The organism is Microbacterium sp. NPDC087868 (assembly GCF_044900755.1).
Lineage (GTDB): Bacteria > Actinomycetota > Actinomycetes > Actinomycetales > Microbacteriaceae > Microbacterium > Microbacterium galbinum.
The window spans coordinates 803,617-826,838 of the sequence record NZ_JBJDNO010000002.1 but is presented as its reverse complement, the minus strand read 5'-3'; the positions used below and the strand labels follow the sequence as shown (position 1 = coordinate 826,838).

The following is a 23,222-nucleotide window of genomic DNA, read 5'->3' as shown; positions in this document are numbered from 1 at the left end:
CGCCGGCGCGCGCGTCATCCCCCGTGACGCACGAACCACCCCCTCGAGAGCGAGCCACCCGCATGCGGGAGGCCCCGGAGGGGGTGGTTCGCGCTGTGGGCAGGTACGGGCTCAGCGCAGGGGCGGCCACTCGTCGAAGCGGTAGGTGAGTCCGAGACCGAGGTCCTCGTCGGCCTCCCCCAGCTCCTGACGGATGTCGGACGTGTCGCCCCACCACGAGGGGCTCTCGATCGCGACGACCAGCCGGTCGACGTTCTGCCGCTGGTCGACCTCGAGGGTGAAGCCGTCGGCATCGGTCCACCCGTAGCCGCGCTCGGACGGCATCCAGCCGAGTTCGCTCAGCCGGGAATCCCACGCGTCGTCGTACGAGTCGAAGCCGGTGGGCGTCGTCTCCAGGGCGAATCCGACCTCGAAGACGTAGCACTCGGCATCCGATCCCCCGCAGGCGCCGTACGACGAGGCGAAGGCCGGTCCTCTCACCCAGCCGCCGTTCTCGTCGCGCACGCGCCAGTCGTCCTCGGCGATCATCTCTCGCACCTCCGAGAGCTTCTGCTGCGTGAGGGTGTAGTTCACCTCGGCACGGTCGGCCTGCGCGGAGATCGGCAGCGCCTCGACCTGCGCCACCGTGTCGCCCGCGGCATCCGCCTGCAGCGCCGTGACCTGCACGCCGAGCGCCACCGCGCCCACGAGCAGAGCGGGCACCAGGAAGGCCGCGTTCCACGAGACCGCGTCCCAGGCGCCGCCGCGGGTCGGCGCTCCCGGGCGCGGCGGCGGCTGAGCGATGCCGAGCAGCAGCACCGCGAGCCACGACAGCGCCGCGATGACGACCGCTCCCACGAAGATCCCCTGCTCGTAGGTCGACGAGAGTCGGGCGGGAACGAGGCTGCCGAGCAGCGTCTCCAGCGGCCCCGAGTCGCCGGCGTCCTGCATCGTGATCGTGAAGGCGACCCACGCCCACCAGTTCACGAACAGCAGCCAGACGAGCGGAGCGGGAGTGGTCGTGTGCCCGCGCTTGCGCAGGATGAATCGCGGCAGCATGCCGAGCAGCCCCATCGCCGGGATGAAGATCGGCGACGTGAACATCAGGATCAGCGTGCCCCACCCGCCTCCGCCGAGGAACCCGTGGAACACGAAGAACACCGGCAGCAGCCAGCTCATCACCGGCCAGAGCGCCCAGACGAAGCCGCGGATGCCGCCCGATGTCGGGCGCGGTTGCGGTGCGGGCAGGTGCCAGGGCGGCGCTCCGGCCGCCACGGCATCAGGATTCTGATATGCCATCGGTTCCCCCTCCGCCGACAGCCTAACGATGTCGGCGTCGACGGAGGGGACGACGTAAGGATGCCGCGGCGCTACGCGCCCAGCACGACCCGGAGCTGTTCAACCGCCCAGTCGAGCTCGGTCGCGCGGATCACGAGGGGCGGGGCGATGCGGATCGTCTGGCCGTGCGTGTCCTTCACCAGAACACCGCGCTCGAGGAGCTTCTCGGCGATCTCGCGACCGGTGCCCTTCGCGGGGTCGATGTCGACGCCCGCCCAGAGACCGGCGATGCGCACCGCGGTGACACCGTGCCCGATGAGTGGTTCGAGTGCCGTGGCGAGGTGGGCGCCGAGGGCGCGGGCGCGCTCCTGGAACTCGCCCGTCTCGAGCATCTCGACCACGCGCAGACCGACGGCCGCCGCGAGCGGGTTGCCGCCGAAGGTCGAGCCGTGCTCGCCCGGACGGATGACACCCAGCACGTCTTCGTTCCCGACGACCGCCGACACCGGCAGCAGTCCGCCGCCGAGGGCCTTGCCGAGCAGGTAGAGGTCGGGCACGACGCCCTCGCGATCGCTCGCGAACGTCTCGCCCACGCGGCCGAGTCCCGACTGGATCTCGTCGGCGATGAAGAGCACGTTCTTCTCGTCGCAGATCTCGCGGATGCGACGCAGATACCCCTCGGGCGGGATCACGACGCCGGCCTCGCCCTGGATGGGCTCGACGAGCACGGCGGCCGTGTCATCCGTGATCGCGGCGGCGATGGCATCCGCGTCCCCGTAGGGCACGATGTCGAAGCCGGGCGTGTACGGTCCGAAGCCGTCGCGCGCCTGCTCGTCGTCGCTGAAACTGACGATCGTCGTCGTGCGGCCGTGGAAGTTGCCGGCCGCGACGATGATGCGGGCCTTGCCGTCGGCGATGCCCTTGACCCGGTAGCCCCAGGCGCGCGCGACCTTGATGCCGGTCTCGACCGCCTCGGCGCCCGTGTTCATCGGCAGCACCAGGTCTTTGCCGGCGAGCTTCGCGAGGGCGGCGGCGAACGGCTCGAGCCGGTCGCTCTGGAACGCTCGGCTGATGAGCGTCACGCGACCGAGCTGCTCGGTGAGGGCAGCGACGAGCGCCGGATGCCGGTGCCCGAAGTTCACGGCCGAGTAGGCGGCGAGCAGGTCGAGGTAGCGCTTACCCTCGACGTCCGTCACCCACGCACCGTCTCCGCGCGCGATGTTCACCGGCAGCGGGTGGTAGTTGTGGGCGACGTGCGTGGTTGCCGTCGCCACCGCGTCGGTCGTCACTTCGCGCCCCGCAGTTCGAGCGTGCAGCACTTGATGCCGCCACCGCCGAGCAGCAGCTCGGAGAGGTCGACGGTGATCGGGTTGTAGCCGCGCTCGCGCAACTGCTTCTCGAAGCCCTTCGCGCGCGGCGAGATGATGACGTTGTAGCCGTCGCTCGCCGAGTTGAGGCCGAAGACGGCGCCGTCCTCGTCCGACACGAGGATCGCGTCGGGGAAGCGCTCCTCGAGGATCGCGCGGCTCGCGTCGTCGAAGGCGCCCGGGAGGTAGGCGATGTTGGCGCGCTCGGGGCCGCCGTTCTCGATGCCCTGCACCGGGTCGAGCACCGCGATGGCCGTGTCGAGGTGGTAGAAGCGCGGGTCGGTGAGGTTGAGCGAGACGACCTCGCGGTCGAAGACCTCGCCGACCTCGCGGTGGCTGTCTCCGGTGGACCGGAAGCCGGTGCCGGCCAGGATCACGTCGCCGACGAGCAGGAAGTCGCCCTCGCCCTCGTTGACCTCCTTCGGCATGACCGTGTCGTAGCCGGCCTGGCGGAACCACTCGGCGAACGCGGGCGCCTCGCCCTGGCGCTCGACGAAGCGGAACTCGGGCACGTACGCGCGGCCGTCGATGAGGAATCCGCCGTTGGCCGTGTAGACCATGTCGGGGTAGCCGGCGAGCGGCTCGATGAGCTCGACCTCGTGGCCCAGTTCGATGTAGAGGTCGTAGAGCTTCTGCCACTGCGCGACCGCGTTGGCGGTGTCGGTCGGCTTCGACGGCTCCATCCACGGGTTGATGGAGTAGTTGACCGTGAAGTGCTCGGGCTTGCACATCAGGTAGCGGCGGTGGTGCGCGGTGCGCGCGGGGGCGGATGCCACGGCGGTCTCAGGCGTCGACATGGATGCTCCTCGAATGAACGGGTGCGGCGGACGCTGTCCAGGGGCCCGGCGGAAGTTCGACCCGGAACTCTTCTCAGAGCGGGGACGGGGAAGATGCGACTCGGGCACGCCGGTTTCATTGTGCCATCCGTGGGCTGTGGGGTGCCAGAGCGCCGGGGGTTCGGTTGATTCGCGTTTCGAATCGCCGGGGTTGGTCGCGGTGAGGGGTGCTCGCGGTCGATCACCGCGCGCGGCGACATGCCGAGCGACATCCGGCACCGGCATCCGGCATCCGGCATCCGGCATCCGCACGCAGCGGAGGAGTTCACACGCATTGCAGGATGCTTCGCGCGAAACGCTCCTGCAGTGTGGGAGATCTCCTCCCTCACGTGAGAGACGCAGCGCCCTCAGATCACCTCGGCGAACACCGGGTCGGGATTGCCGAAGCGGTGGGCGGTGATCGAGATCGCCTGCTCGTGCACGAAGGGCAGCAACTCGATGCGACCGGCCGAGGTCACCTCGCCGTCGTAGACCGCGAGGCCGGGATCGCCGTCGACCGCGCGGGCGAGCGCCGCGTGCGCCGCCGCCACCGCGGGGCGCGATCCGATCAGGCGGATGCGCGCGGCCCGGGCCGTGAACACCCCTTCGCCGTCGGCATCCGATTCCGATCCCGAGCCGCTCACGCGCGCGAGCCACTCGTCATCCGTCTCGAGGAACACCGCCGCGTCGAGATCGCCGAGCGCGTGGCGCACTCCGGCCGGCAGCCCCGCCGAGACCGACAGCACGAAGCCCGCACCGGCCCGCACCGCGGCGAGCACCGTGCGCAGCACCTCCTGCAGCGGAGCATCCGCCGTCGCCCGCAGCTCGACGGGCAGCGGGCGGTACCGGAAGAGGTTGCGTTCGACGCCCAGCCGCGAGACGTCGCGCACCTGGCCGAACTCGCGGTCCCAGGCGAGGGCGTCCGACAGGGCCGACCGCCGCAGCCACTCGAACGACTCGAAGTCGAGAGAGGGCTGGGCCGACTCGATCAGGGCGGTGATGCGCGAGTCGAGGCCGCGCAGGTGCAGCGTGCTCGACGGGGTGGATCCGGGACGCGAGCGCCACGATCCGAGGCCGATGAGGTAATTCGGACCGCCGGCCTTCGTACCGGGACCGACCGAGGAGCGCTTCCATCCCCCGAACGGCTGACGCTGCACGATCGCCCCGGTGATGCCACGGTTCACGTAGAGGTTTCCGGCCTGCACGGTATCGAGCCACGTCGCGAGATCGCCCGGGTCCTGGGTGTGCAGGCCCGCGGTCAACCCGTAGGCGACGGCGTTCTGCATCTCGATCGCGGCCGACAGCGTCGGCGCGTACATCACGCCCAGCACCGGCCCGAAGAACTCCTCCAGGTGGAACCGCGATCCGGCCCGCACGCCGACGCGCACTCCCGGGGTCCACAGGCGTCCGCTACCGTCGTCGTCCGCCGAGAGCGACGGTTCGATGAGCCACTTCTCGTCACCCTCGAGCTGCGACAGCGCCCAGGCCAGCTTGCCCTGCGGCTTCTCGATGACGGGCCCGACCTCGGCGAGCGGGTCGGTGGGCCATCCGACGTGCAGCGAGCGCACGGCATCCGACAGCTGCCGGGCGAAGCGCTGCGAGCGGCCGACCGGCCCGACGAGGATCGCGAGCGACGCCGCCGAGCACTTCTGCCCCGCATGACCGAAGGCGCTCTTGACGAGGTCGGCGACCGCGAGGTCGAGGTCGGCGGAGGGGGTGATGATGATCGCGTTCTTGCCGCTGGTCTCGGCGAGCAGCGGCAGGTCGGGGCGCCACGAGCGGAAGAGCGCCGCCGTGTCCCACGACCCGGTCAGGATCACGCGATCCACCGCCTCGTGGGTGACGAGCTGCTGGCCGAGCGCGCCCTCCTCGATGTCGACGAGCGCGAGCACGTCGCGGGGCACCCCCGCCTGCCAGAGCGCCTCGGCGATCACCGCGGCGCACCTCCGCGCCTGCGGCGCCGGCTTGAAGATCACGCCCGAGCCCGCGGCGAGCGCGGCCAGCACTCCGCCGGCGGGGATCGCGACGGGGAAGTTCCAGGGCGGGGTGACGACGGTGACGGATGCCGGAACGAACGCCGCCCCCGCGATCGCATCGAGCTCGCGCGCGGTCGCCGCGTAGTAGCGGGCGAAGTCGACGGCCTCGCTGACCTCGACGTCGGCCTCGGCGAAGACCTTGCCGGTCTCGGATGCCGCGACCTCGATCAGTTCGCCGCGACGGGACTCGAGTGCGGCGGCCGCCCGCAGCAGCACCTCGGATCGGTCGGCGGCGGGGCGGGAGCCCCAGGAGGGCGCGGCATCCCGCACCGTCGCGACGATGCGCTCGAGCTCGTCCCCCTCATCGATGCGGGCCGTGGCGAGGGTGTCGTCCCCGGCGGTCGAGGTGGCGATGCGTTCGCGGATGCCGCGTGCCCACTCGCGGTTGGCGGGGAGCGCCGGGTCGCTGTCGACCGCGTTCGTGAAGCCGGGCGCACCCGCCGTCTCGTCGACCAGCTCGCGGGGCGCGTAGACGGCGGTCTCGAGGAACGGCTCGCCGTCGAATCCGTCGTCGCCGGTCGATCCGCGCGAGATGCCGAGCACGGCCTTCGTGAGGTCGACCTCGGGCTGCGGGGCCGCCGGCAGCGGACGCACGGACTCGTGCATCGGGGCGAGCCGGTCCTGACGTCTGCGGGGCCCGGTGCGCAGATTCGGGTCGGTCGAGCGGTCGAGGGCGTCGAGGAAGCGATCCTGCTCGCGCTCGAACAGGGTCTCGTCCTCGCCGAGCTGGAACGCCGCCGAGAGGAAGTTGTCGCTCGACGCGTTCTCTTCGAGACGGCGCACGAGATAGCTGATCGCGACGTCGAACTCGGCGGGTGCGACGACCGGCACGTAGAGCAGCACGGGGCCGACCTCGCGCGAGACCGCCTGCACCTGCCCCTGCGCCATACCGAGCAGCATCTCGAACTCGACCTGGTCGCGCACTCCGCGCTCGCCCGCGAGCAGCCAGGCGTAGGCGATGCCGAACAGGTTGTGCCCGGCGATGCCGAGGTGCACGGCCTCGGTGCGTTCGGGCCGCAGCGCCCAGTCGAGGCAGCGGAGGTAGTTGGCATCCGTGTCGAGCTTGGTGTCGTAGGTCGCCCGCGCCCACCCGTGCATGGTCGCCTCGACGCGCTCCATGGCGAGGTTCGCGCCTTTGACGAGACGGATCTTGATCGGGGCGCCGCCGTGGGCGACACGGTCCTGCGCCCAGGCGGTGAGCTCCTGCAGGGCGGGCAGGGCGTCGGGCAGGTACGCCTGCAGCACGATGCCGGCATGCAGGTTCGCCAGGCGCGGGTCCTCGAGGATGCGCGTGAACACCGCGATCGTCAGGTCGAGGTCGCGGTACTCCTCCATGTCGAGGTTGATGAAGGTGCCGTCCGACGCCGCCGTCAGGTACAGAGGCAGCAGCCGCTCGACCACCCGGTCGACGACTTCGTCGAACGCCCACATCGAGATGTGGCTGACGACGGCCGAGACCTTGACCGAGACGTAGTCGACGTCGGGGCGGCGGACCAGATCGTGGATGCCGTCGAGCCGGCGCTGCGCCTCGCCCTCCCCGAGCACGGCCTCGCCGAGCAGGTTGAGGTTGAGTCGGGCGCCCGATTCGCGGATCTTCGCGATCGCGGGACCGAGCTTGGCGGGGCGGGCGTCGACGACGAGGTGCCCCACCATCTCACGCAGCACGCGGCGGGCGATCGGAACGGTCGGGGCGGGGAGCACCGGGGCGATCCCGCCGCCGAGCTTCACCGCGCCGCGCAGGTACCAGGGCAGGAACTCGGGCACGATCGGCGCGATCCGATGCAGACGGGATGCCGCCGCGCCCAGGCTCTCGGGCCGCATCACACCGTCGACGAAACCGAGCGTGAAGGGCAGGCCGTTCGCGTCGCGCAGCACCCCGGCGAGGCGTGCGGCGGCGGGATCGACGTCGGCCGCCGCGGCCTCGATCACCCAGCGACGGGCGAGCTCGACGGCCCGGTCGGCCAGAGGAGCGGATGCCGCGGCATCCGAAGAAGGAGACGACGACTCTGCCATGTCTCTCACCCTAGGGCGGGGGCGGTGTCTCGGCCCGCTGGCTCGCCCGTGATTCCGCGGGTGGCGCCCTGTCAGTTCCAGACGCTCGGAGCCTGATCGCGCACGGGCGGCAGGGCGGATGCCGCGGCCCACTCGTGCACCCACGCATCGATCTCGGGCACGCCCTCGGGCTTGCCGACCGCGGCGAACAGCTCCTCGTTCGACACGGTGCCGCCGGAGCGGCGCAGCATCCGCGCCCGCACGATCGCCCGCGCATAGATCTGACCCTTCACGACCGCTCGGTGCTCGAGGAACAGCGCCCGATCGTCGTGCCCGATGAACCGCGACTGCACCTCGAACCGCTGCCACGGCACGAGCGACCTGCGGAAGGTCACCGTCTCGCTCGAGACCACCGCGTACCAGCGGTTGTCCTTCATCGCGTCGAACAGCCCGGTGCGGATGAGCAGATCCCAGCGCCCGAGGTCGAACAGCGACAGGTAGCGGCCGTTGTTCATGTGCCGCAGGATGTCGATGTCGGTCGGCAGCGTCGTCAGACGGATGCTGCCCACCGCCGTCGGATCGAGGGTCTTGCCCCGCCGCACGCGGGAGCGGGCACGGAAGATCACCAGGAGGGTGCGCCAGATCACGTTCACGAGGAATGATCGTATTCATCCGCGCACGATCCGCGAAGATCGTTGTCGAGATCCTCCATGCCCCTGCGGGCGGCCATCGACGGCATCCGCTCGATTTCCGGATAGCGGATGCCGCGCGTAGAGTCACGAACATGAGCGCCGAAGCCCAGCCCGAAGTCATCGTCCGTCCGGTCCGTGATGTGGACGCGGAAGCCCTCGGTCGCGTGCACGCCCAGTGCTGGCACGAGACCTACGACCACCTGATCAGCAAGGCCGCCCTCGAGAAGGTGTCGCCGCGCCGCATGGCCGAGCTGTGGACGCACTGGGCCTCACAGGGCCCCGACTTCACGATGCGCGCCGCCCTCGTCGACGGCGAGATCGTCGGCTTCGCCGGCTCCGGTCCCGCCCGCGACAAGGACGCCCCGGCACTGCGCGAGCTGTACTTCATCTACCTGCTCGATGCCTGGCACTCCACCGGCATCGGCCAGAAGCTCTTCGACGCCACCGTCGAGAAGGACGCCCCGCTCTACCTCTGGGTCGCCGAGGACAACCCCCGCGCGCACCGCTTCTACGCGCGCAACGGCTTCACGCTCGACGGCGCCACCCACACCGAACCGTTCCTCGGCGAGACGCTGACCGAGGTGCGCTTCACGCGCTGAGCATCCGTTCCTCGGGCGCCGAGACCCACCACGATCGCCGAGACCCATCACCGCCCACGTCGGGCGTGATGGGTCTCGGCGTTTTCGGTGGGTTTCGGCGTTTTCGGGGGTCTCGACGATCGCAGGGGTGCGCGGGGTTAACGCCCCGACACGTTGCCGAAGACCTTCGCGATGGGGGCGAGCACCAGGGGGCGCGCTGCCACCCACGCGCCGGCGATCACCACGAGCGACACCACGAACACCCAGAAGCCCGTCCACGTCACGGCATCCTGAGACGCGTACATGTGGTTGAGGTTGCGCAGGAATCCGGTCAGCATCACCAGCGCCACGTGCGCGATGATAAACGCCACGAAATACAGCATGATCGGGAAGTGCAGCGCCCGCGCCCACTCCACCGGGTACGCCTTCGAGAGCTTCTCGGCCTTCTTCGGCCACAGCCCCGACATCCGGAAACCGGTGATCGCCGCCAGCGGGGCAGCGATGAACACGGTCGCGAAATAGGCGAGCTGCTGCAGGCTGTTGTAGTTGTTCCAGCCGTTCTCGTGCGGCCAGTCGAACGACACGTACTGCAGCGCCGCCGACAGCGCATTCGGGAAGACCTCCCAGCTCGTCGGCAGGATCCGCACCCAGTGCCCGGTGACGATCAGCAGCACCACGAACACGACACCGTTCACGAGCCACAGGATGTCGAGCGCCTGATGGAACCACAGCGTCAGGCTGATCTTGCCCTTGGGATTTCCCCGCGGCGCCCAGAACACGGTCGGCCGCTTCTCGGTGCGCACCCGCAGACCCGAGCGGATGATCAGCACCATCAGGAACACGTTGAAGAAGTGCTGCCACCCGATCCACGGCGCGAAGCCCGGCTCGACGGCGATCGGCGAGGTGTACTCGCCGGGGAACGCCGCGAGGAAGTCCTGCATGAACGGGAAGCTCAGCAGCGTGCGCACGAGCGCGACCGCGGCCGCCGCGAGAACACCGAGGGCTGCGGCACCGAACAGCACGGCGATGCCCTGCGTCCAGGTCGGGCGCGAACGAGCGGATGCGGCGGCCGCGGTCGCGATTCGGCGCGGGGCAGTGCCGTTCCAGGCCGTGGGAGGGCGGGGCGGGGCGGTCGCGGTGACGACGAGTGCCGCGCGGGGGGACGCTTCGCCTCGCTCCGCGGATCCCGAGCGAGGCCCTTCGTCTCGCTCCGCTCGCTCAGGAACCGCGGAGCGACGAGACGAAGGGTCCGCGACGGTGCCGGCCGGCGGCCAAGGCTCGCCGCCCGGAGTGCGCGGGAGACCACGGCGGATGCCGGACGTGACGGGCGACTCGGGGTGGGACGCTTCGACAGGCTCAGCGACCCGGTTCTGCTCAGTGCGAGGCTCCGCCACCGGGGTTCCTGGACCTGCCGAAGGGCCTGCGTCCGCGGGAGCCGGGGTCCGCGAGCTCGTCGATGGGCTCGTCTCCGCAGGCGCCGCACCGACCGGCGGCCAGGGCTCTCCGCCCGGCACGCGTGGCAGACCGCGGCGGATGCCGGTGGCGGCGGGCGACTCGGGCGCCGGCCCTTCGTCTCGCTCCGCGGATCCTGAGCGAGGAGCGAAGCGACGAGACGAAGGGCGCTCAGGAACCGGCGTGAGGTTCGACTCAGGAACCAGCGCAAGAGACTCGGTCCCTGAGCGAGGAGCGAAGCGACGAGACGAAGGGTCCGCCACGACAGGCGGCCAGGGCTCTCCCCCGGGTACGCGCGGCAGACCGCGACGCAGCATCCGCCCCTCCTGAGCCTCGGAGACCATGGACTCCCCTACTTCCGGGCCTCGAGGGCGGCGATCACCTGAGGCACGATCGTGAACAGGTCGCCGACGATACCGAAATCGGCGACGTCGAAGATCGGGGCCTCGCCGTCTTTATTGATCGCCACGATGGTCTTGGAGGTCTGCATGCCCGCGCGGTGCTGGATCGCACCCGAGATGCCGAGCGCGACGTACAGCTGCGGCGACACCGAGACACCGGTCTGCCCGACCTGGTGCGACTGCGGGATGTACCCCGCGTCGACGGCGGCGCGCGAGGCGCCGACCGCGGCGCCGAGGGCATCGGCGAGTTCCTCGACGAGCACGAACTTCTCCTTCGAGGCGAGTCCGCGTCCACCCGAGACGACGCGGGTCGCCCCGCGCAGTTCGGGCCGTGACGAGGCCTGCTCGACGGCTTCGATCGGGCCGACGGATGCCGCGGCGACCCCCGACCCGGCGACGTCGAGCACCTCGACCGAGGGGGAGGCGACGGCCTCGGCCCGGGCATCCACCGCGCCCTGACGCACCGTGATGACCGGCGCGCCGTAGGTGGGAGCGGAGTCCACGAGGTACGCGCCGCCGTAGACGGAGTGGTGCGCGACCACGCCCTCGTCGTCGCGCGACACCCCGATCGCGTCGACCGACAACGCGAGCCCTGCGCGCACGGCGAGACGGGCGGCGGCGTCGCGTCCGGCGATCGAGTTCGACACGAGCACCGCGTCGGGCTGCACCCGTTCGAACGCGGCCTGCAGGGCGTGGACCACGGGCACGGTGAGGACGGCGGCATCCGCATCGGCCGTGAGCACGACGGATGCTCCGAGCGCCGCGACCTGGGCGGCGGCATCGGAGGAGCCGCCCACGATCACGGCGACCGGCGCACCGATCGTCGAGGCCGCGCCGAGCAGCGCGGCCGCACTCGAGGCGGGAGCACCCGCAGGGTCGACGTCGACGAGCACGAGGATCGGATTCTCGGGGTAGCCCATGTCACACCAGCCTGTTCTGCACGAGGTAGTCGACGAGCTGCTGGGCGGCATCGCCCTCGTCGGTGATCTTGACGCCCGCCGCGCGCGGGGGCTTCTCGGCGACCGCGGTCATGATGGTGCGCGGCGCCGCGGAGGGATCGGCCGAGACGTCGAGGTCGGCGAGCGAAAGCACTTCCACCGGCTTCTTCTTCGCGGCCATGATGCCCTTGAAGTTCGGGAAGCGGGCGTCCGGCAGCGCCTCGGTGATCGAGATCACGGCCGGCAGCGCGGCGCTCACCGTCTGCGACCCGAAGTCGGTCGCGCGGGTTCCGGTGACGGCATCCGCGCCGATCTCGACCGTCGTGAGTGCCGTCGCCTGCGCCCAGCCGAGGTGCTCGGCGAGCATCGCGGGGATGACCCCGCCCGAGCCGTCGGTCGACAGGTTGCCGGTGATGACGAGGTCGGGGGCGCCGCGGCGGATCGCGGCGGCGAGCACCTCGGCGGTGAGACCGAGGTCGGCGCCGGTGAGCTGCTCGTCGGCGATGTGCACCGCGGATGCCGCGCCGATCGCGAGCGCACGTCGCACCGTGGCGGTCGACCCCTCGGGGGCCATCGAGATGGCGACGACCTCCGTGCCCTCGCTCGCGTCGGCGTGGCTCAGGGCGACCTCGAGGGCGCGCTCGGTGATCTCGTCGAGCACCACGTCTCCGGCGGCCCGATCGGCCAGCCCGGTCTCCAGGTTCAGCTTGCGGTCGCCGTAGGTGTCGGGCACCTCTTTGACCAGGACGAAGATCTTCATCGATTGCTCCTCACGACTATGTCGATTCTAGTCCTGCGGCACTGCGTCTCAGCTTGGATGAAACTGAGAACCAGTGGTGACGGCATCCGCTCGGCGGCGCGCGCGCCGAGTACCGTAGAGGCGTGGTCCGTCCCCGCCCCCTGCCCGTGGATCCGCTCGCCGAGGCGAAGCGGCAGTGGCTCGCGCACGGATGGACGGATGCCGCCGACGGCATGGCCGTCGTGACCTCGGTCATGCGGGCGCAGCAGCTGCTGCTCGCCCGCGTCGATCAGGCCCTCAAGCCCTTCGCACTGAGCTTCGCGCGCTACGAGGTGCTGCGCCTGCTCGCGTTCAGCCGCGAGGGGCGCCTGCCCCTGTCGAGCGTGGTGGCACGCCTGCAGGTGCACGCGACCACCGTCACCAGCACCGCCGACCGCCTCGTGCGCGACGGGCTGATCGTGCGCGAACCGCACCCGCACGACGGCCGCGCCGCCCTGCTCGCACTCACCGTGGCCGGTCGCGACCTGGTCGAGCGGGCCACCGCCGCGCTCAACGCCGACGTGTTCGCGTCTCCCGGCATCGATCGCGACGACGCGGCCGAGCTCGTCGCGATCGTCGCGCGCCTGCGCAAGGATGCCGGCGACTTCACCGACCCCCGCCCGACCCCGGAGCCCCTCTGACATGGCGCAGTTCGTGCTCGAGACCGTGATCGCCGCTCCCGTCGACGCGGTGTTCGCGGCATCCCTCGATCCCGAGCTGCACGTGCGATCGATGGCGGCGCACGGCGAGACGATGGTCGAAGCTCCCGCCGGCGGGGCGTTCACCGAGGGCTCGACGGTCACCTGGCGGGCGCGGCACTTCGGCATCCCGTTCCGGCTGCGGTCGCGGGTGTTCGACATCGATCCCCCGCGCGGGTTCCGCGACCGGCAGATCTCGGGGCCGTTCGGGTCGTTCCTGCACGTGCACTCGTTCGCGGAGCATCCGCGGGGCACCCTCATGCGCGACGTCGTGACGTTCCGCTCGCCGTTCGGCCCGATCGGGCGCGCGGTCGACGCACTGTTCCTGCGCGAGTACATGCGTCGCGTGGTCGCCGCGCGCAACCGCACCCTCGTGGCGGAACTCGAGAACCCCTGATCCCGGCGTACCCTGTGCGCATGAGAGAGCTGCGCATCCACACGACCCTCCCGGCGGGCGGCCCGGCGACCGCCATCGTCCTCACCGATGAGCAGGTCGAATCGTTCGGCGCGGGCAAGGCCTTCCCGGTGGCGGTGACGATCGGCGAGCGCACCGCCCGCCTGCGCCTCAGCCGCATGGGAGGGCGCAACCTCATCGGCCTGAGCAAGGCGTCGCGCGCCGAACTGGGCGTCGAGATCGGCGACGAGGTCGACGCCGTCATCCGCCTCGACGCCGCTGAGCGCACCGTCGACGAGCCCGCCGAACTCACTGCCGCCCTCGACGCCGACCCCGCGCTGCGCGCCGCCTTCGACACCCTCGCCTACTCGGCCCGCAAGGAGCACGCTCGCGCGATCGCCGAGGCCAAGCAGGAAGCCACCCGCGAGCGCCGCCTCGCCAAGATCGTCGAGTCGCTGCGGGGCTGAGGCGGGCGCGGGAGTCATCTGTTCCGGAAGTCGGGCTGCCGCTTCTCACGGAACGCGGCCATGCCTTCCTTCTGATCCTCGGTGTCGAAGAGCAGCGCGAACGCCTGCTTCTCGTGCGCGAGGCCGTCGGTGAGCGAGGTCTCCATCGCGGTGTCGAGCGCGGCCTTCGCGGCATAGAGCGAGGGCAGCGACTTCGACGCGATCGTCTCGGCGAGTGTCGTCGCCTCGGCGAGCAGATCGGATGCCGGCACCAGCCGCGAGACCAGACCGATCCGCTCGGCCTCCTCGGCGCCGATGATCCGCCCCGAGAGCACGAGTTCGGCGGCCTTGTAGTACCCGACCGCACGGATGAGCCGCTGCGTTCCTCCCATGCCGGGTATCACGCCGAGGTTGATCTCGGGCTGCCCGAACTTCGCGGTGTCGGCGGCGAGGATGATGTCGCACATCATCGCCAGCTCGCATCCGCCGCCCAGTGCGAAGCCCGAGACCGCCGCGATCACGGGCGTGCGCACGGCCGCGAAGTCGCTCCATGCGCCGAAGTGGTCGGTGGCGAGCATCTCCGCCGACGACATGCCCTCCATCTCCTTGATGTCGGCACCCGCGGCGAAGGCCTTCTCGGACCCGGTGACCACGATCGCCCCCACGCCCTCATCGGCGTCGAACGCGACCGCTGCGGCCGTGACCTCCTCCGACACCCGGCCGTTCAGGGCGTTCAGGGCCTGCGGTCTGTTCAGCGTGATCCACCCCACGCGTCCGCGCTGCTCGACCAGGATCGTCTCGTACTCGGTCATGTCTCTCCTTCGTCGCGTGGTCTTCAGTATCGCGCCCGCGTCCTTCCTCTCGCTCCACTCGCTCAGGAACGGGGTGCGGAGTCGCGGATGTCGGTGATGATGCCGGAGAAGTCGCGGCCGCCGCCATCGCCCGCGGCGTAGGCGGCGTAGAGCTGCTGGGCGAGCCGACCCATGCGGGCATCCGTCGAGGTCTGCTCGATCGCCTGCAGGGCGAGCCCGAGATCCTTGGCCATCAGCGCACCGGCGAAGCCCGGCTGATAGTCGCGGTTCGCGGGACTCGTCGGCACCGGACCCGGCACGGGGCAGTTGGTGGTGATCGACCAGCACTGACCGGATGCCTGCGACACCACGTCGAACAGCGCCTGATGTTCGAGCCCCAGCCGCTCCCCCAGCACGAACGCCTCGGCGACGGCGATCTGCGACACGGCGAGCACCATGTTGTTGCACACCTTCGCCGCCTGGCCGAGCCCGGAACCGCCGCAGTGCACGATCCTCTTACCCATCGCCTCGAGCAGCGGAAGGGCAGCGGCGAAGTCCTCGTCGCTGCCGCCCACCATGAACGCGAGCGTTCCGTTCTCGGCTCCCACGACCCCGCCCGAGACGGGAGCGTCGATGTTGCGGTGCCCCGCGGCGAGCGCGAGCGCGTGCGCCGCGCGCGCCTCGTCGACCGCGATCGTCGACGATTCGATGAACAGCGTGCCGGGCCGGGCCGCCGCGAGCAGCCCGCCGTGGTACGCGTCGAGCACGTGCTTCCCGGCGGGGAACATCGTGATGACGGCATCCGCATCGGCTGCGGCATCCGCCCCGCTGGCCGCGATCGGGATGCCGGCGGCCCGCGCCGCATCCACTGCCGCCGGCACCGGGTCGAACCCCTGCACCTCGTGCCCGGCCTTCACGAGGTTGACCGCCATCGGCAGGCCCATGTGGCCGAGACCGAGGAAGGCGATGCGGCTCATGATGCGCTCCGCATCGAAGCCGAGCCGGCGGGCCGCAGCATCTCGCGCCCGACGATGAGCCGCATGATCTCGTTCGTGCCCTCGAGGATCTGGTGCACCCGCAGGTCGCGCACGACCTTCTCGATGCCGTAGTCCTGCAGGTACCCGTAGCCGCCGTGCAGTTGGAGCGCGCGGTTGGCGATGTCGAACCCGGCATCCGTCGCGAAGCGCTTGGCCATCGCGCAGCGCATCGTCGCGTCCGGCGCCTTCGCGTCGACCGCCGCCGCGCCGTCGCGCACCATGAGGCGCGCGGCCTGCAGTTCGGTGCGCATGTCGGCGATCTGGAACAGGATCGACTGTTTTTCGGCGAGCGGCTCGCCGAACGCGACCCGCTCGTGCACGTATTGCACGGCCCGGTCGAGCGCCCACTGCGCGCCGCCCAGCGAGCAGGCCGCGATGTTGAGGCGGCCGCCGTTGAGGGCCGACATCGCGATCGCGAAACCGCGCCCCTCCTCGCCGAGCAGAGCGGATGCCGGCACCCGCACTCCGTCGAAGATCACCTGGCGCGTGGGCTGCGCGTGCCACCCCATCTTCTTCTCGAGGGCGCCGAAGCCGAGCCCCTCGGCATCGCCGGGGACGAGGATGGCGCTGATGCCACCGGCACCGGGGCCGCCGGTGCGCGCCATCACGACGTACACCGCGGCCTCGCCCGCGCCGGAGATGAACTGCTTCACGCCGGTGAGCACGTAGTCGTCGCCGTCGCGCACCGCGCTCGTGGCGATGTTCGCGGCATCCGATCCGGCGCCCGGCTCGGTGAGGCAGTAGCCGCCGAACTCCGCCATGGAGGCGAGATCGGGCATCCACCGGGCGATCTGCTCGTCGCTGCCGTAGGTGTCGATCATCCACGCCACCATGTTGTGGATCGAGATGTACGCCGCGACCGCGGGGTCGCCCTGCGCGAGCTCCTCGAAGATCGCGACGGTGTCGGTGCGGCTGAGCCCCGTGCCGCCGGACTCCTCGCGCACGTAGATGCCGCCGAGGCCCAGCTCGCCGCCGCGGCCCAGCGACTCGCGGGGGAAGATGTGCTGCTCGTCGCGCTCGAGCGCGTGCGGGGCGAGCTCGATCTCGGTGAACTCGCGCACGGCCTCGAGGATCGCGTCGCGCTCGTCGGCGGTGAGGGGGGTGGTCACGTCGGTCATGGTCATCATCGACTCCTTGATCCTGGGTTCCTGCCCTTCGACAGGCTCAGGAACCGCAAAAGATGTGGTCAGTGCATCGTGGGGATGACGAAGCTGGCACCGTCGCGGATGCCCGCCGCGGGCCAGCGGCTCGTCACCGTCTTGGTCTTCGTGTAGAAGCGGAAGGCGTCGGCGCCGTGCTGGTTGAGGTCGCCGAACCCGCTGCGCTTCCAGCCGCCGAACGTGTAATAGGCGATGGGCACCGGGATCGGTACGTTCACCCCGACCATGCCCACCTCGACCCGGGCGGCGAAGTCGCGGGCGGCGTCGCCGTCGCGCGTGAAGATCGCGACGCCGTTGCCGTACTCGTGCTCCGAGGCCATGCGCAGCGCCTCCTCGTAGTCGGCGGCGCGGGCGATCACGAGCACCGGGCCGAAGATCTCCTCGCGGTAGATCGCCATGTCGGTCGTGACGTGGTCGAACAGCGTCGGTCCGAGGTAGAACCCCTCCTCGTGGCCGGCGACCGTGAACCCACGGCCGTCGGCGAGCAGCGTCGCGCCCTCGTCGACGCCCTGCTGGATGTATCCCTCGACCCGTTCCACCGCGGCGCGGGTGACAAGGGGTCCGTAGTCGACATCGGCCGCGAGCGACGGCCCGACCCGCAACTGCCCGACGCGTTCGAGGAGCTTGGCGGCGAGAGCATCCGCCGTCTGCTGCCCGACCGGTACCGCCACCGAGATCGCCATGCACCGCTCACCGGCCGATCCGTATCCCGAGCCGATCAGCGCGTCGACCGCCTGATCGAGGTCGGCGTCGGGCATCACGATCATGTGGTTCTTCGCGCCGCCGAAGCACTGGGCGCGCTTGCCGTGCGCCGCTGCGGTGGCGTAGATGTACTCGGCGATCGGCGTGGAGCCGACGAATCCGACGGCGCGGATGCGGTCGTCGGTGAGCAGCGCGTCGACGGCCTCCTTGTCGCCGTGCACCACGTTGAGCACGCCGGCGGGGAGCCCGGCTTCGAGGAAGAGCTCGGCGAGGCGCACCGGCACCGAGGGGTCGCGCTCACTGGGCTTGAGCACGACGGCATTGCCCGCGGCGAGCGCGGGGCCCGCCTTCCAGAGGGGGATCATCGCGGGGAAGTTGAACGGGGTGATCGCGGCGACCACACCGAGGGGCTGGCGCATCGAGTAGACGTCGATGCCCGCGCCGGCGCCGGTCGAGTACTCGCCCTTGAGCAGGTGCGGGGCGCCGGCCGAGAACTCGATGACCTCGAGCCCGCGCTGGATGTCGCCCTTCGCGTCATCGACGGTCTTGCCGTGCTCGCTCGCGAGCAGCTCGGCGAGAGACTGCATCTCGCGCTGCACCAGATCGAGGAAGCGCAGCAGCACACGGGCGCGCTTCTGCGGGTTGGTGGCGGCCCACTCCTGTTGGGCGGCCTCGGCGTTCGCGATCACCGCGCGCACCTCGTCGGCCGAGGCGAGCGGCACGCGGGCCTGCACGGCGCCGGTGCTGGGATCGAACACGTCGGCGAAGCGCCCGTCAGCCGGCGTGAGGTGCGATCCGCCCACGAAATGCGGGATGGTACGAGTCATTGTGCGACGTCCCTTCGTGCCATCGTTGGCACATCGCGAGTTTACTTCGATCCCCGCGTATTTACTAGGGCGTCCATGCATCTCACGGCCACCCCTCCCGAAAAGCGCACCGATCGGTCGCGAATGCCGGGTATCGAGCCCCAGAATCGACATTTCGCACCGGTCGGAGCAGCATCCGGATGTTGAGGCGGCGTTCACCGGCCGGTCACTTCGGCGAACTACAACTACAGATGCGCGGACGACTCAGACCGGATCGGGAAGTCACAGGATTCCGCGCCTCGGGCGCCAAGCGCCCGCAGACCCCCGCCGAATCGGGTCGGCGGGGGTCTTCTCCGTCTTCCGGGCGCGTCAGCCGCAGCATCCACCGTCCATGACTCCGGACGAACGGCGCCGATCGGCCGATTCGGGCCCGGTTCGCGGCCGATTCGGCGCATCCGTCCTGAGTTATGCCCCCTCACGCACTCGGGACGACGACGACCTTGCCGCGCAGCGTGCCGGCCGCGGCGGCCGCGTGCACCGACGCGACCTCCTCGAGACCCACGCGACGCGACGCCACCACCCGCAGCGACCCGTCGTCGACCAGGGTGACGAGATGCGCGAGCTGATCGGGATCACTGCGCACGTACACGGTCTCGCCGCGCACGCCTCGGCCCTCGTCGCCGGGCGTCGGCATCCACGCGGTCGAGCTGACCACGAAGCCGCCGTCGCCCACCAGTGAGACGAGCGCCGCGAACTCCTCGGGCTCGATCGGCGCGAGATTCAGCAGCACCTCGACCGGAGCCCCCACCCCGTCGCGCACCGAACCCACCGTGTGATCGACGACCTCGTCGGCGCCGGCAGCCTCGACCGCGGCACGGCTGCGCGGGCTCGCCGTCGCGATCACGAACGCCCCCGCGTGCTTCGCCAGCTGCACGGCGTACTCACCGACCGTTCCGCCGGCGCCCACGATCAGGATGCGCTGCCCCTTCTGCAGCCCGGCGACATCGAACAGCGCCTGCCACGCCGTCAGTGCGACCGACGGGAGCGCCGCGGCATCCGCCAGATCTCCCACCGCGGGCGCGGCGACCAGCAGATCCGCGGGCGCGACGACGCACTCGGCATCCGCGCCGTCGTCGGTCATCGAGAGGAATCCGATGACGCTGTCGCCGATCGCCCGACCGTCGACGCCGACCCCGATCGCGTCGATCGTGCCGGCGACGTCGTAACCGGGGGTGTGCGGGAGCGCGACGGGGAACGGGAGGGTTCCCCCGCGGATGCCGCCGTCGGCGGGGTTGAAACCGGCGCCCGCGACGCGGATGCGCACCTGACCCTCGCCAGGCTCGGGGACCTCGACCTCGTCGACGCGCAGGACCTCGGGGCCGCCGAGCTGGTGGAAACGTGCTGCCTTCATGATGACTTCCTTCTCGATTCAGATGCTTCGAAGTCGAAGCACTTATCGAACCGTATCACTGCTTCGATATCGAAGCAACTAATTCGAGATCGAAACACCTACACTGGAGAGCATGGCCGCCGACACCCCTCCCCTCGACCCCGCCGAACTCGGTGCGTACTTCGCACTGATCGAAGTGAGCAGCCTGCTGCGGCACGCCGTCGAACAGCAGCTGAAGGAGACCGGAGACCTCAGCTACGTGCAGTTCCAACTGCTCGCGACCCTCGGGGATTCACCGAACGGCAGCGCCCGCATGACCGCGCTGGCCGATGGCATCGTGCTCAGCCGCAGCGGCCTCACCCACCAGGCCGGCCTGCTCGAGAAGAGGGGCCTGGTGACGCGCGCCCCGTCGCCCGACGATGAGCGCGGCGTGACGCTCACGATCACCGACGCCGGGCGGGCCGTACTCTCCGCCGTCTTCCCGGGGCATATCGGCGAGCTGCGAAGGTTGTTCCTCGCGCCGCTCGACGCCGACGACGTCCGCTCGCTCACCGCACCGCTCGAGAAGGTGCGCGAGCACATGCGCCGGATCCCCCCGCGCTCGGCCGCGCCCCGCCGCCGCAGGACGGCCGAGTAGCCCTACAGCCTCTCGACGATCATCGCGTTGGCCATGCCGCCGCCCTCGCACATCGTCTGCAGCCCGTAGCGGCCACCCACCGCGTCGAGGTGATCCACGAGTGTTCCGAGCAGGCGCGTACCCGACGAGCCGAGCGCATGGCCGAGCGCGATCGCGCCGCCGCGCGGGTTGAGCCTGGCCGGGTCGGCACCGAGCTCGGCCGCCCAGGCCAGCGGCACCGACGCGAACGCCTCGTTCACCTCGTACGCATCGAGGTCGTCGATCGTGAGGCCGCTGCGGTCGAGGATCCGCCGGGTCGCCGGGATCGGCCCCGTCAGCATCATCAGCGGGTCGTCGCCGACGACGGCGAACGAGCGGATGCCGGCGCGCGGAACCAACCCGAGCGATTCGGCTCTCTCGGCGCTCATCAGCAGCGCGGCCGAGGCGCCGTCGGTGAGGGGCGAGGAGTTGCCCGGGGTGATCCGCCAGTCGAGGTCGGGGAAGCGCGCGGCGAGCGCGTCCGTGCGGAAGGCCGGGTTCAGACCCGCGAGCCCCTCCGCCGTGGTTCCCGCTCGCACGGTCTCGTCTGTCACGGCATCCGGCGCTTCGACGACCCCGACGACCGTGCGATCGAAGAAGCCCTCGGCCCAGGCATCCGCCGCCCGCCGGTGCGACTCGGCGGCGTAGGCGTCGAGCGCGTCACGGTCGAGCCCCCAGCGCTGCGCGATCAGCTCGGCCGAGACTCCCTGGTTCACCAGCCCCTCGGGATACCGGGCGCGCACGCGCGGCGACATCGGGGAGCCGCCGGCCGCCGACGATCCGAGGGGCACCCGGCTCATCGACTCGACCCCGCCCGCGATCACGATGTCGTAGGCGCCGGCCATGATCCCCTGCGCCGCGATGTGCACCGCCTGCTGGCTCGACCCGCACTGCCGGTCGATCGTCGCCCCCGGCACGCTCTCGTCGAAGCCCGCGGCCAGCACCGCCTGGCGCGCGATGTTCGTCGACTGGTCTCCCACCTGACTCACGCAGCCGAGCAGCACGTCGTCGATCTGACGCGAGTCGAGGCCGTTGCGCTCGAGCAGCGCCTGCAGCACTCCGGCGGCGAGATCGACCGGATGCACTCCCGAGAGCGCACCCCCGGGCTTGCCGCGCCCGACCGGGGTGCGAACGACATCGACCAGAACGGCTTCGCTGCGCGTGCTCATTCCCCCATTCTGCGCCGATCGCTGCGCCCGCGCCGTAATCCGCCCGTCACACGCCGCGAATAGAATCGACGACGCGCCATCACCCCGGTGCACCCCGCACGCAGGCCCGCGACCCGGGCCGCCCGCTCTCTCGAGGACCCCACCATGTCCAGTGATCCCATCACCGTGTCCATCCGCCGTGAAGTCGACCCCGCCCGCATCGCCGAGGCGACCGCGTGGGTGCAGACCGGCGTCAACCTCGCCAACAAGTACCCGGGATTCCTCGGGTCGGGCTGGGTGCGGTCAGGCGATGAGACCAACGTCTGGCACATGCTGTACCGGTTCGCCGACGAGCAGACGCTCACCGCGTGGGAGGACTCCGGCGAGCGCGGTTGGTGGTTGTCGATGGGCGAGGGCTTCGTGCGCAGCGAGCGCTCGCGCCGCCGCACCGGAATCGAGGGCTGGTTCGACGAGCCGACCACCGGCACGATCACGGTGCAGACGACGGATGGCCGGGCCGAGGTCGCGGTCGTGAACGCCCCGCCGCGGTGGAAGCAGGCGGTGTCGATCTGGCTCGGGTTCTTCCCGGTCAACCTCGCCTTCACGTACGCGATGTCACCCGTGCCGGGATGGGATGCGCTGCCGATCTGGCTGCGGGTGCTCGTGACCACCGCGGTGCTGACGCCGATCATGGCCTACCTCGTGCTGCCCTGGGTGACCCGGCGCCTGCGCCACTGGCTGGCGCGCTGAAGTCAAGGGACACCCCCGGGAGCGGATGCCGTGGCACTGTGGTGACATGCGCATCGCTCTCACCGGATCATCGGGCAAGCTCGGCCGCGTCGTCGCGAGGGAACTCCGGGCGAACGGGTACGAGGTCATCGGGATGGACGTCACGGGGGTCCGCGGTCCGGACTTCGTGCAGGTCGATCTGACGGACTACGGGCAGGTGGTCGACGCGTTCACCGCGGTCGGCGACCGGCACGAGGGCATCGACGCGGTCGTGCATCTCGGGGCGATCCCCGCTCCCGGCATCCGCAGCGACGTCGCCACCTTCCACAACAACATGCCGGCCACGTTCAACGTGTTCTGGGCGGCGGTGCGCCTCGGCATCCGTCGCATCGTCTACGCGTCGAGCGAGACCGTGCTGGGGCTGCCGTTCGACGTGCCGCCGCCCTACATCCCGGTCGACGAGGACTATCCGGCCCGGCCCGAGTCGGTGTACTCGCTGGTGAAGACGCTCGAGGAGCAGCTGGCGACCGAGCTCGTGCGCTGGCACCCGGAGGTCTCGATCACCGCGCTGCGGTTCTCGAACGTCATGGACCCCGAGGACTATGCCGCGTTCCCCGCCTTCGACGCCGACGCGACGCTGCGCAAGTGGAACCTGTGGGGGTACATCGACGCCCGCGACGGCGCCCAGGCCGTGCAGCGCGCCCTCGAGGTCGCGACCCCCGGGTTCGACAGGTTCATCATCGCGGCCGCCGACACGGTGATGTCGCAGCCGAACGCCGAGCTGATCGCCGAGGTCTTCCCCGGCGTGCCGGTCACCCGCGACGTCGGGCCGAACGAGACGCTGCTGTCGATCGACAAAGCGCGGCGGGTTCTGGGCTACGACCCGCAGCACTCCTGGCGCGACGAGGTCTGACGCGCCCTTCGCCTCGTCGCTGCGCTCCTCGCTCAGGGACCGGACTC

21 protein-coding genes are annotated in these 23,222 nt (G+C 70.8%); 7 read left to right on the top strand and 14 right to left on the bottom strand.

The window, feature by feature from the left end:
* Positions 1-111: 111 nt before the first annotated feature.
* From ACI2JZ_RS09390 to ACI2JZ_RS09370, 5 genes are all read right to left on the bottom strand, one after another.
* Positions 112-1,278, bottom strand: coding sequence for a hypothetical protein (locus tag ACI2JZ_RS09390; RefSeq protein ID WP_404597317.1), 1,167 nt, complete (start codon positions 1,276-1,278; stop codon positions 112-114).
* A gap of 71 nt (positions 1,279-1,349) precedes the next feature.
* A complete protein-coding gene (gene rocD, locus ACI2JZ_RS09385; protein ID WP_247633827.1) occupies positions 1,350-2,546 on the bottom strand; it encodes an ornithine--oxo-acid transaminase in 1,197 nt (398 codons plus the stop codon).
* A complete protein-coding gene (gene ddaH / locus ACI2JZ_RS09380) occupies positions 2,543-3,421 on the bottom strand; it encodes a dimethylargininase (protein ID WP_404597316.1) in 879 nt (292 codons plus the stop codon). The genes rocD and ddaH overlap by 4 nt, the downstream gene beginning before the upstream one ends.
* 386 nt (positions 3,422-3,807) lie before the next feature.
* Complete coding sequence (locus ACI2JZ_RS09375; RefSeq protein WP_404597315.1) at positions 3,808-7,488, bottom strand: proline dehydrogenase family protein; 3,681 nt, start codon at positions 7,486-7,488, stop codon at positions 3,808-3,810.
* A 71-nt stretch (positions 7,489-7,559) separates the two neighbouring features.
* On the bottom strand, positions 7,560-8,120 hold the full coding sequence (locus tag ACI2JZ_RS09370; RefSeq protein WP_247633818.1) for an acyl-CoA thioesterase: 561 nt from the start codon (positions 8,118-8,120) through the stop codon (positions 7,560-7,562).
* A gap of 131 nt (positions 8,121-8,251) precedes the next feature.
* Here ACI2JZ_RS09370 and ACI2JZ_RS09365 point away from each other — a divergent pair, with 131 nt between their 5' ends.
* Positions 8,252-8,758 (top strand): GNAT family N-acetyltransferase, encoded by a 507-nt coding sequence (locus ACI2JZ_RS09365; RefSeq protein ID WP_247633817.1) that lies wholly within the window; start codon positions 8,252-8,254, stop codon positions 8,756-8,758.
* A gap of 137 nt (positions 8,759-8,895) precedes the next feature.
* On the opposite strand, the gene ACI2JZ_RS09360 is transcribed toward ACI2JZ_RS09365, so the two are convergent.
* The 3 genes from ACI2JZ_RS09360 to ACI2JZ_RS09350 all read right to left on the bottom strand — a co-directional run bounded on the left by ACI2JZ_RS09360 (position 8,896) and on the right by ACI2JZ_RS09350 (position 12,288).
* Positions 8,896-9,759, bottom strand: a complete 864-nt coding sequence (locus ACI2JZ_RS09360; RefSeq protein ID WP_404597314.1) for a cytochrome b/b6 domain-containing protein — start codon at positions 9,757-9,759, stop codon at positions 8,896-8,898.
* 782 nt (positions 9,760-10,541) lie between these two features.
* Entirely contained in the window at positions 10,542-11,510 is a 969-nt protein-coding gene (locus ACI2JZ_RS09355; RefSeq protein ID WP_404597313.1) for an electron transfer flavoprotein subunit alpha/FixB family protein, read from the bottom strand.
* Between the two features lies 1 nt (position 11,511).
* Positions 11,512-12,288 (bottom strand): electron transfer flavoprotein subunit beta/FixA family protein, encoded by a 777-nt coding sequence (locus ACI2JZ_RS09350; protein ID WP_247624501.1) that lies wholly within the window; start codon positions 12,286-12,288, stop codon positions 11,512-11,514.
* A 122-nt stretch (positions 12,289-12,410) separates the two neighbouring features.
* On the opposite strand from ACI2JZ_RS09350, the gene ACI2JZ_RS09345 reads away from it, so the two are divergent.
* The 3 genes from ACI2JZ_RS09345 to ACI2JZ_RS09335 are packed head-to-tail and all read left to right on the top strand — an operon-like array spanning position 12,411 to position 13,865.
* Positions 12,411-12,947, top strand: coding sequence for a MarR family winged helix-turn-helix transcriptional regulator (locus ACI2JZ_RS09345; protein ID WP_247956933.1), 537 nt, complete (start codon positions 12,411-12,413; stop codon positions 12,945-12,947).
* Position 12,948: 1 nt separating this feature from the next.
* On the top strand, positions 12,949-13,401 hold the full coding sequence (locus tag ACI2JZ_RS09340) for an SRPBCC family protein (protein ID WP_404597312.1): 453 nt from the start codon (positions 12,949-12,951) through the stop codon (positions 13,399-13,401).
* Positions 13,402-13,421: 20 nt separating this feature from the next.
* On the top strand, positions 13,422-13,865 hold the full coding sequence (locus ACI2JZ_RS09335; RefSeq protein ID WP_247624498.1) for a YdeI/OmpD-associated family protein: 444 nt from the start codon (positions 13,422-13,424) through the stop codon (positions 13,863-13,865).
* A 14-nt stretch (positions 13,866-13,879) separates the two neighbouring features.
* Here ACI2JZ_RS09335 and ACI2JZ_RS09330 read toward each other — a convergent pair whose 3' ends face one another.
* From ACI2JZ_RS09330 to ACI2JZ_RS09310, 5 genes are all read right to left on the bottom strand, one after another.
* Positions 13,880-14,656 (bottom strand): enoyl-CoA hydratase-related protein, encoded by a 777-nt coding sequence (locus tag ACI2JZ_RS09330; protein ID WP_247624497.1) that lies wholly within the window; start codon positions 14,654-14,656, stop codon positions 13,880-13,882.
* Positions 14,657-14,718: 62 nt separating this feature from the next.
* Positions 14,719-15,612 (bottom strand): 3-hydroxyisobutyrate dehydrogenase, encoded by an 894-nt coding sequence (gene mmsB, locus ACI2JZ_RS09325; protein WP_404597311.1) that lies wholly within the window; start codon positions 15,610-15,612, stop codon positions 14,719-14,721.
* Positions 15,609-16,796 (bottom strand): acyl-CoA dehydrogenase family protein, encoded by a 1,188-nt coding sequence (locus tag ACI2JZ_RS09320; RefSeq protein ID WP_404597310.1) that lies wholly within the window; start codon positions 16,794-16,796, stop codon positions 15,609-15,611. Before ACI2JZ_RS09320 ends, mmsB begins: the two co-directional genes overlap by 4 nt.
* 62 nt (positions 16,797-16,858) lie before the next feature.
* Positions 16,859-18,361, bottom strand: a complete 1,503-nt coding sequence (locus tag ACI2JZ_RS09315) for a CoA-acylating methylmalonate-semialdehyde dehydrogenase (protein WP_404597309.1) — start codon at positions 18,359-18,361, stop codon at positions 16,859-16,861.
* A gap of 454 nt (positions 18,362-18,815) precedes the next feature.
* On the bottom strand, positions 18,816-19,751 hold the full coding sequence (locus ACI2JZ_RS09310) for an NADP-dependent oxidoreductase (RefSeq protein WP_404597308.1): 936 nt from the start codon (positions 19,749-19,751) through the stop codon (positions 18,816-18,818).
* 112 nt (positions 19,752-19,863) lie between these two features.
* On the opposite strand from ACI2JZ_RS09310, the gene ACI2JZ_RS09305 reads away from it, so the two are divergent.
* A complete protein-coding gene (locus tag ACI2JZ_RS09305) occupies positions 19,864-20,367 on the top strand; it encodes a MarR family winged helix-turn-helix transcriptional regulator (RefSeq protein WP_247624492.1) in 504 nt (167 codons plus the stop codon).
* Between the two features lie 2 nt (positions 20,368-20,369).
* Here ACI2JZ_RS09305 and ACI2JZ_RS09300 read toward each other — a convergent pair whose 3' ends face one another.
* A complete protein-coding gene (locus ACI2JZ_RS09300) occupies positions 20,370-21,554 on the bottom strand; it encodes a thiolase family protein (protein ID WP_404597307.1) in 1,185 nt (394 codons plus the stop codon).
* 144 nt (positions 21,555-21,698) lie between these two features.
* Between ACI2JZ_RS09300 and ACI2JZ_RS09295 the strand changes: the two genes are divergently transcribed.
* Together ACI2JZ_RS09295 and ACI2JZ_RS09290 are read left to right on the top strand one after the other, a co-directional pair.
* Entirely contained in the window at positions 21,699-22,283 is a 585-nt protein-coding gene (locus tag ACI2JZ_RS09295) for an antibiotic biosynthesis monooxygenase (RefSeq protein WP_336641695.1), read from the top strand.
* A gap of 46 nt (positions 22,284-22,329) precedes the next feature.
* Positions 22,330-23,175 (top strand): NAD-dependent epimerase/dehydratase family protein, encoded by an 846-nt coding sequence (locus ACI2JZ_RS09290; protein ID WP_404597306.1) that lies wholly within the window; start codon positions 22,330-22,332, stop codon positions 23,173-23,175.
* Positions 23,176-23,222 lie beyond the last annotated feature (47 nt).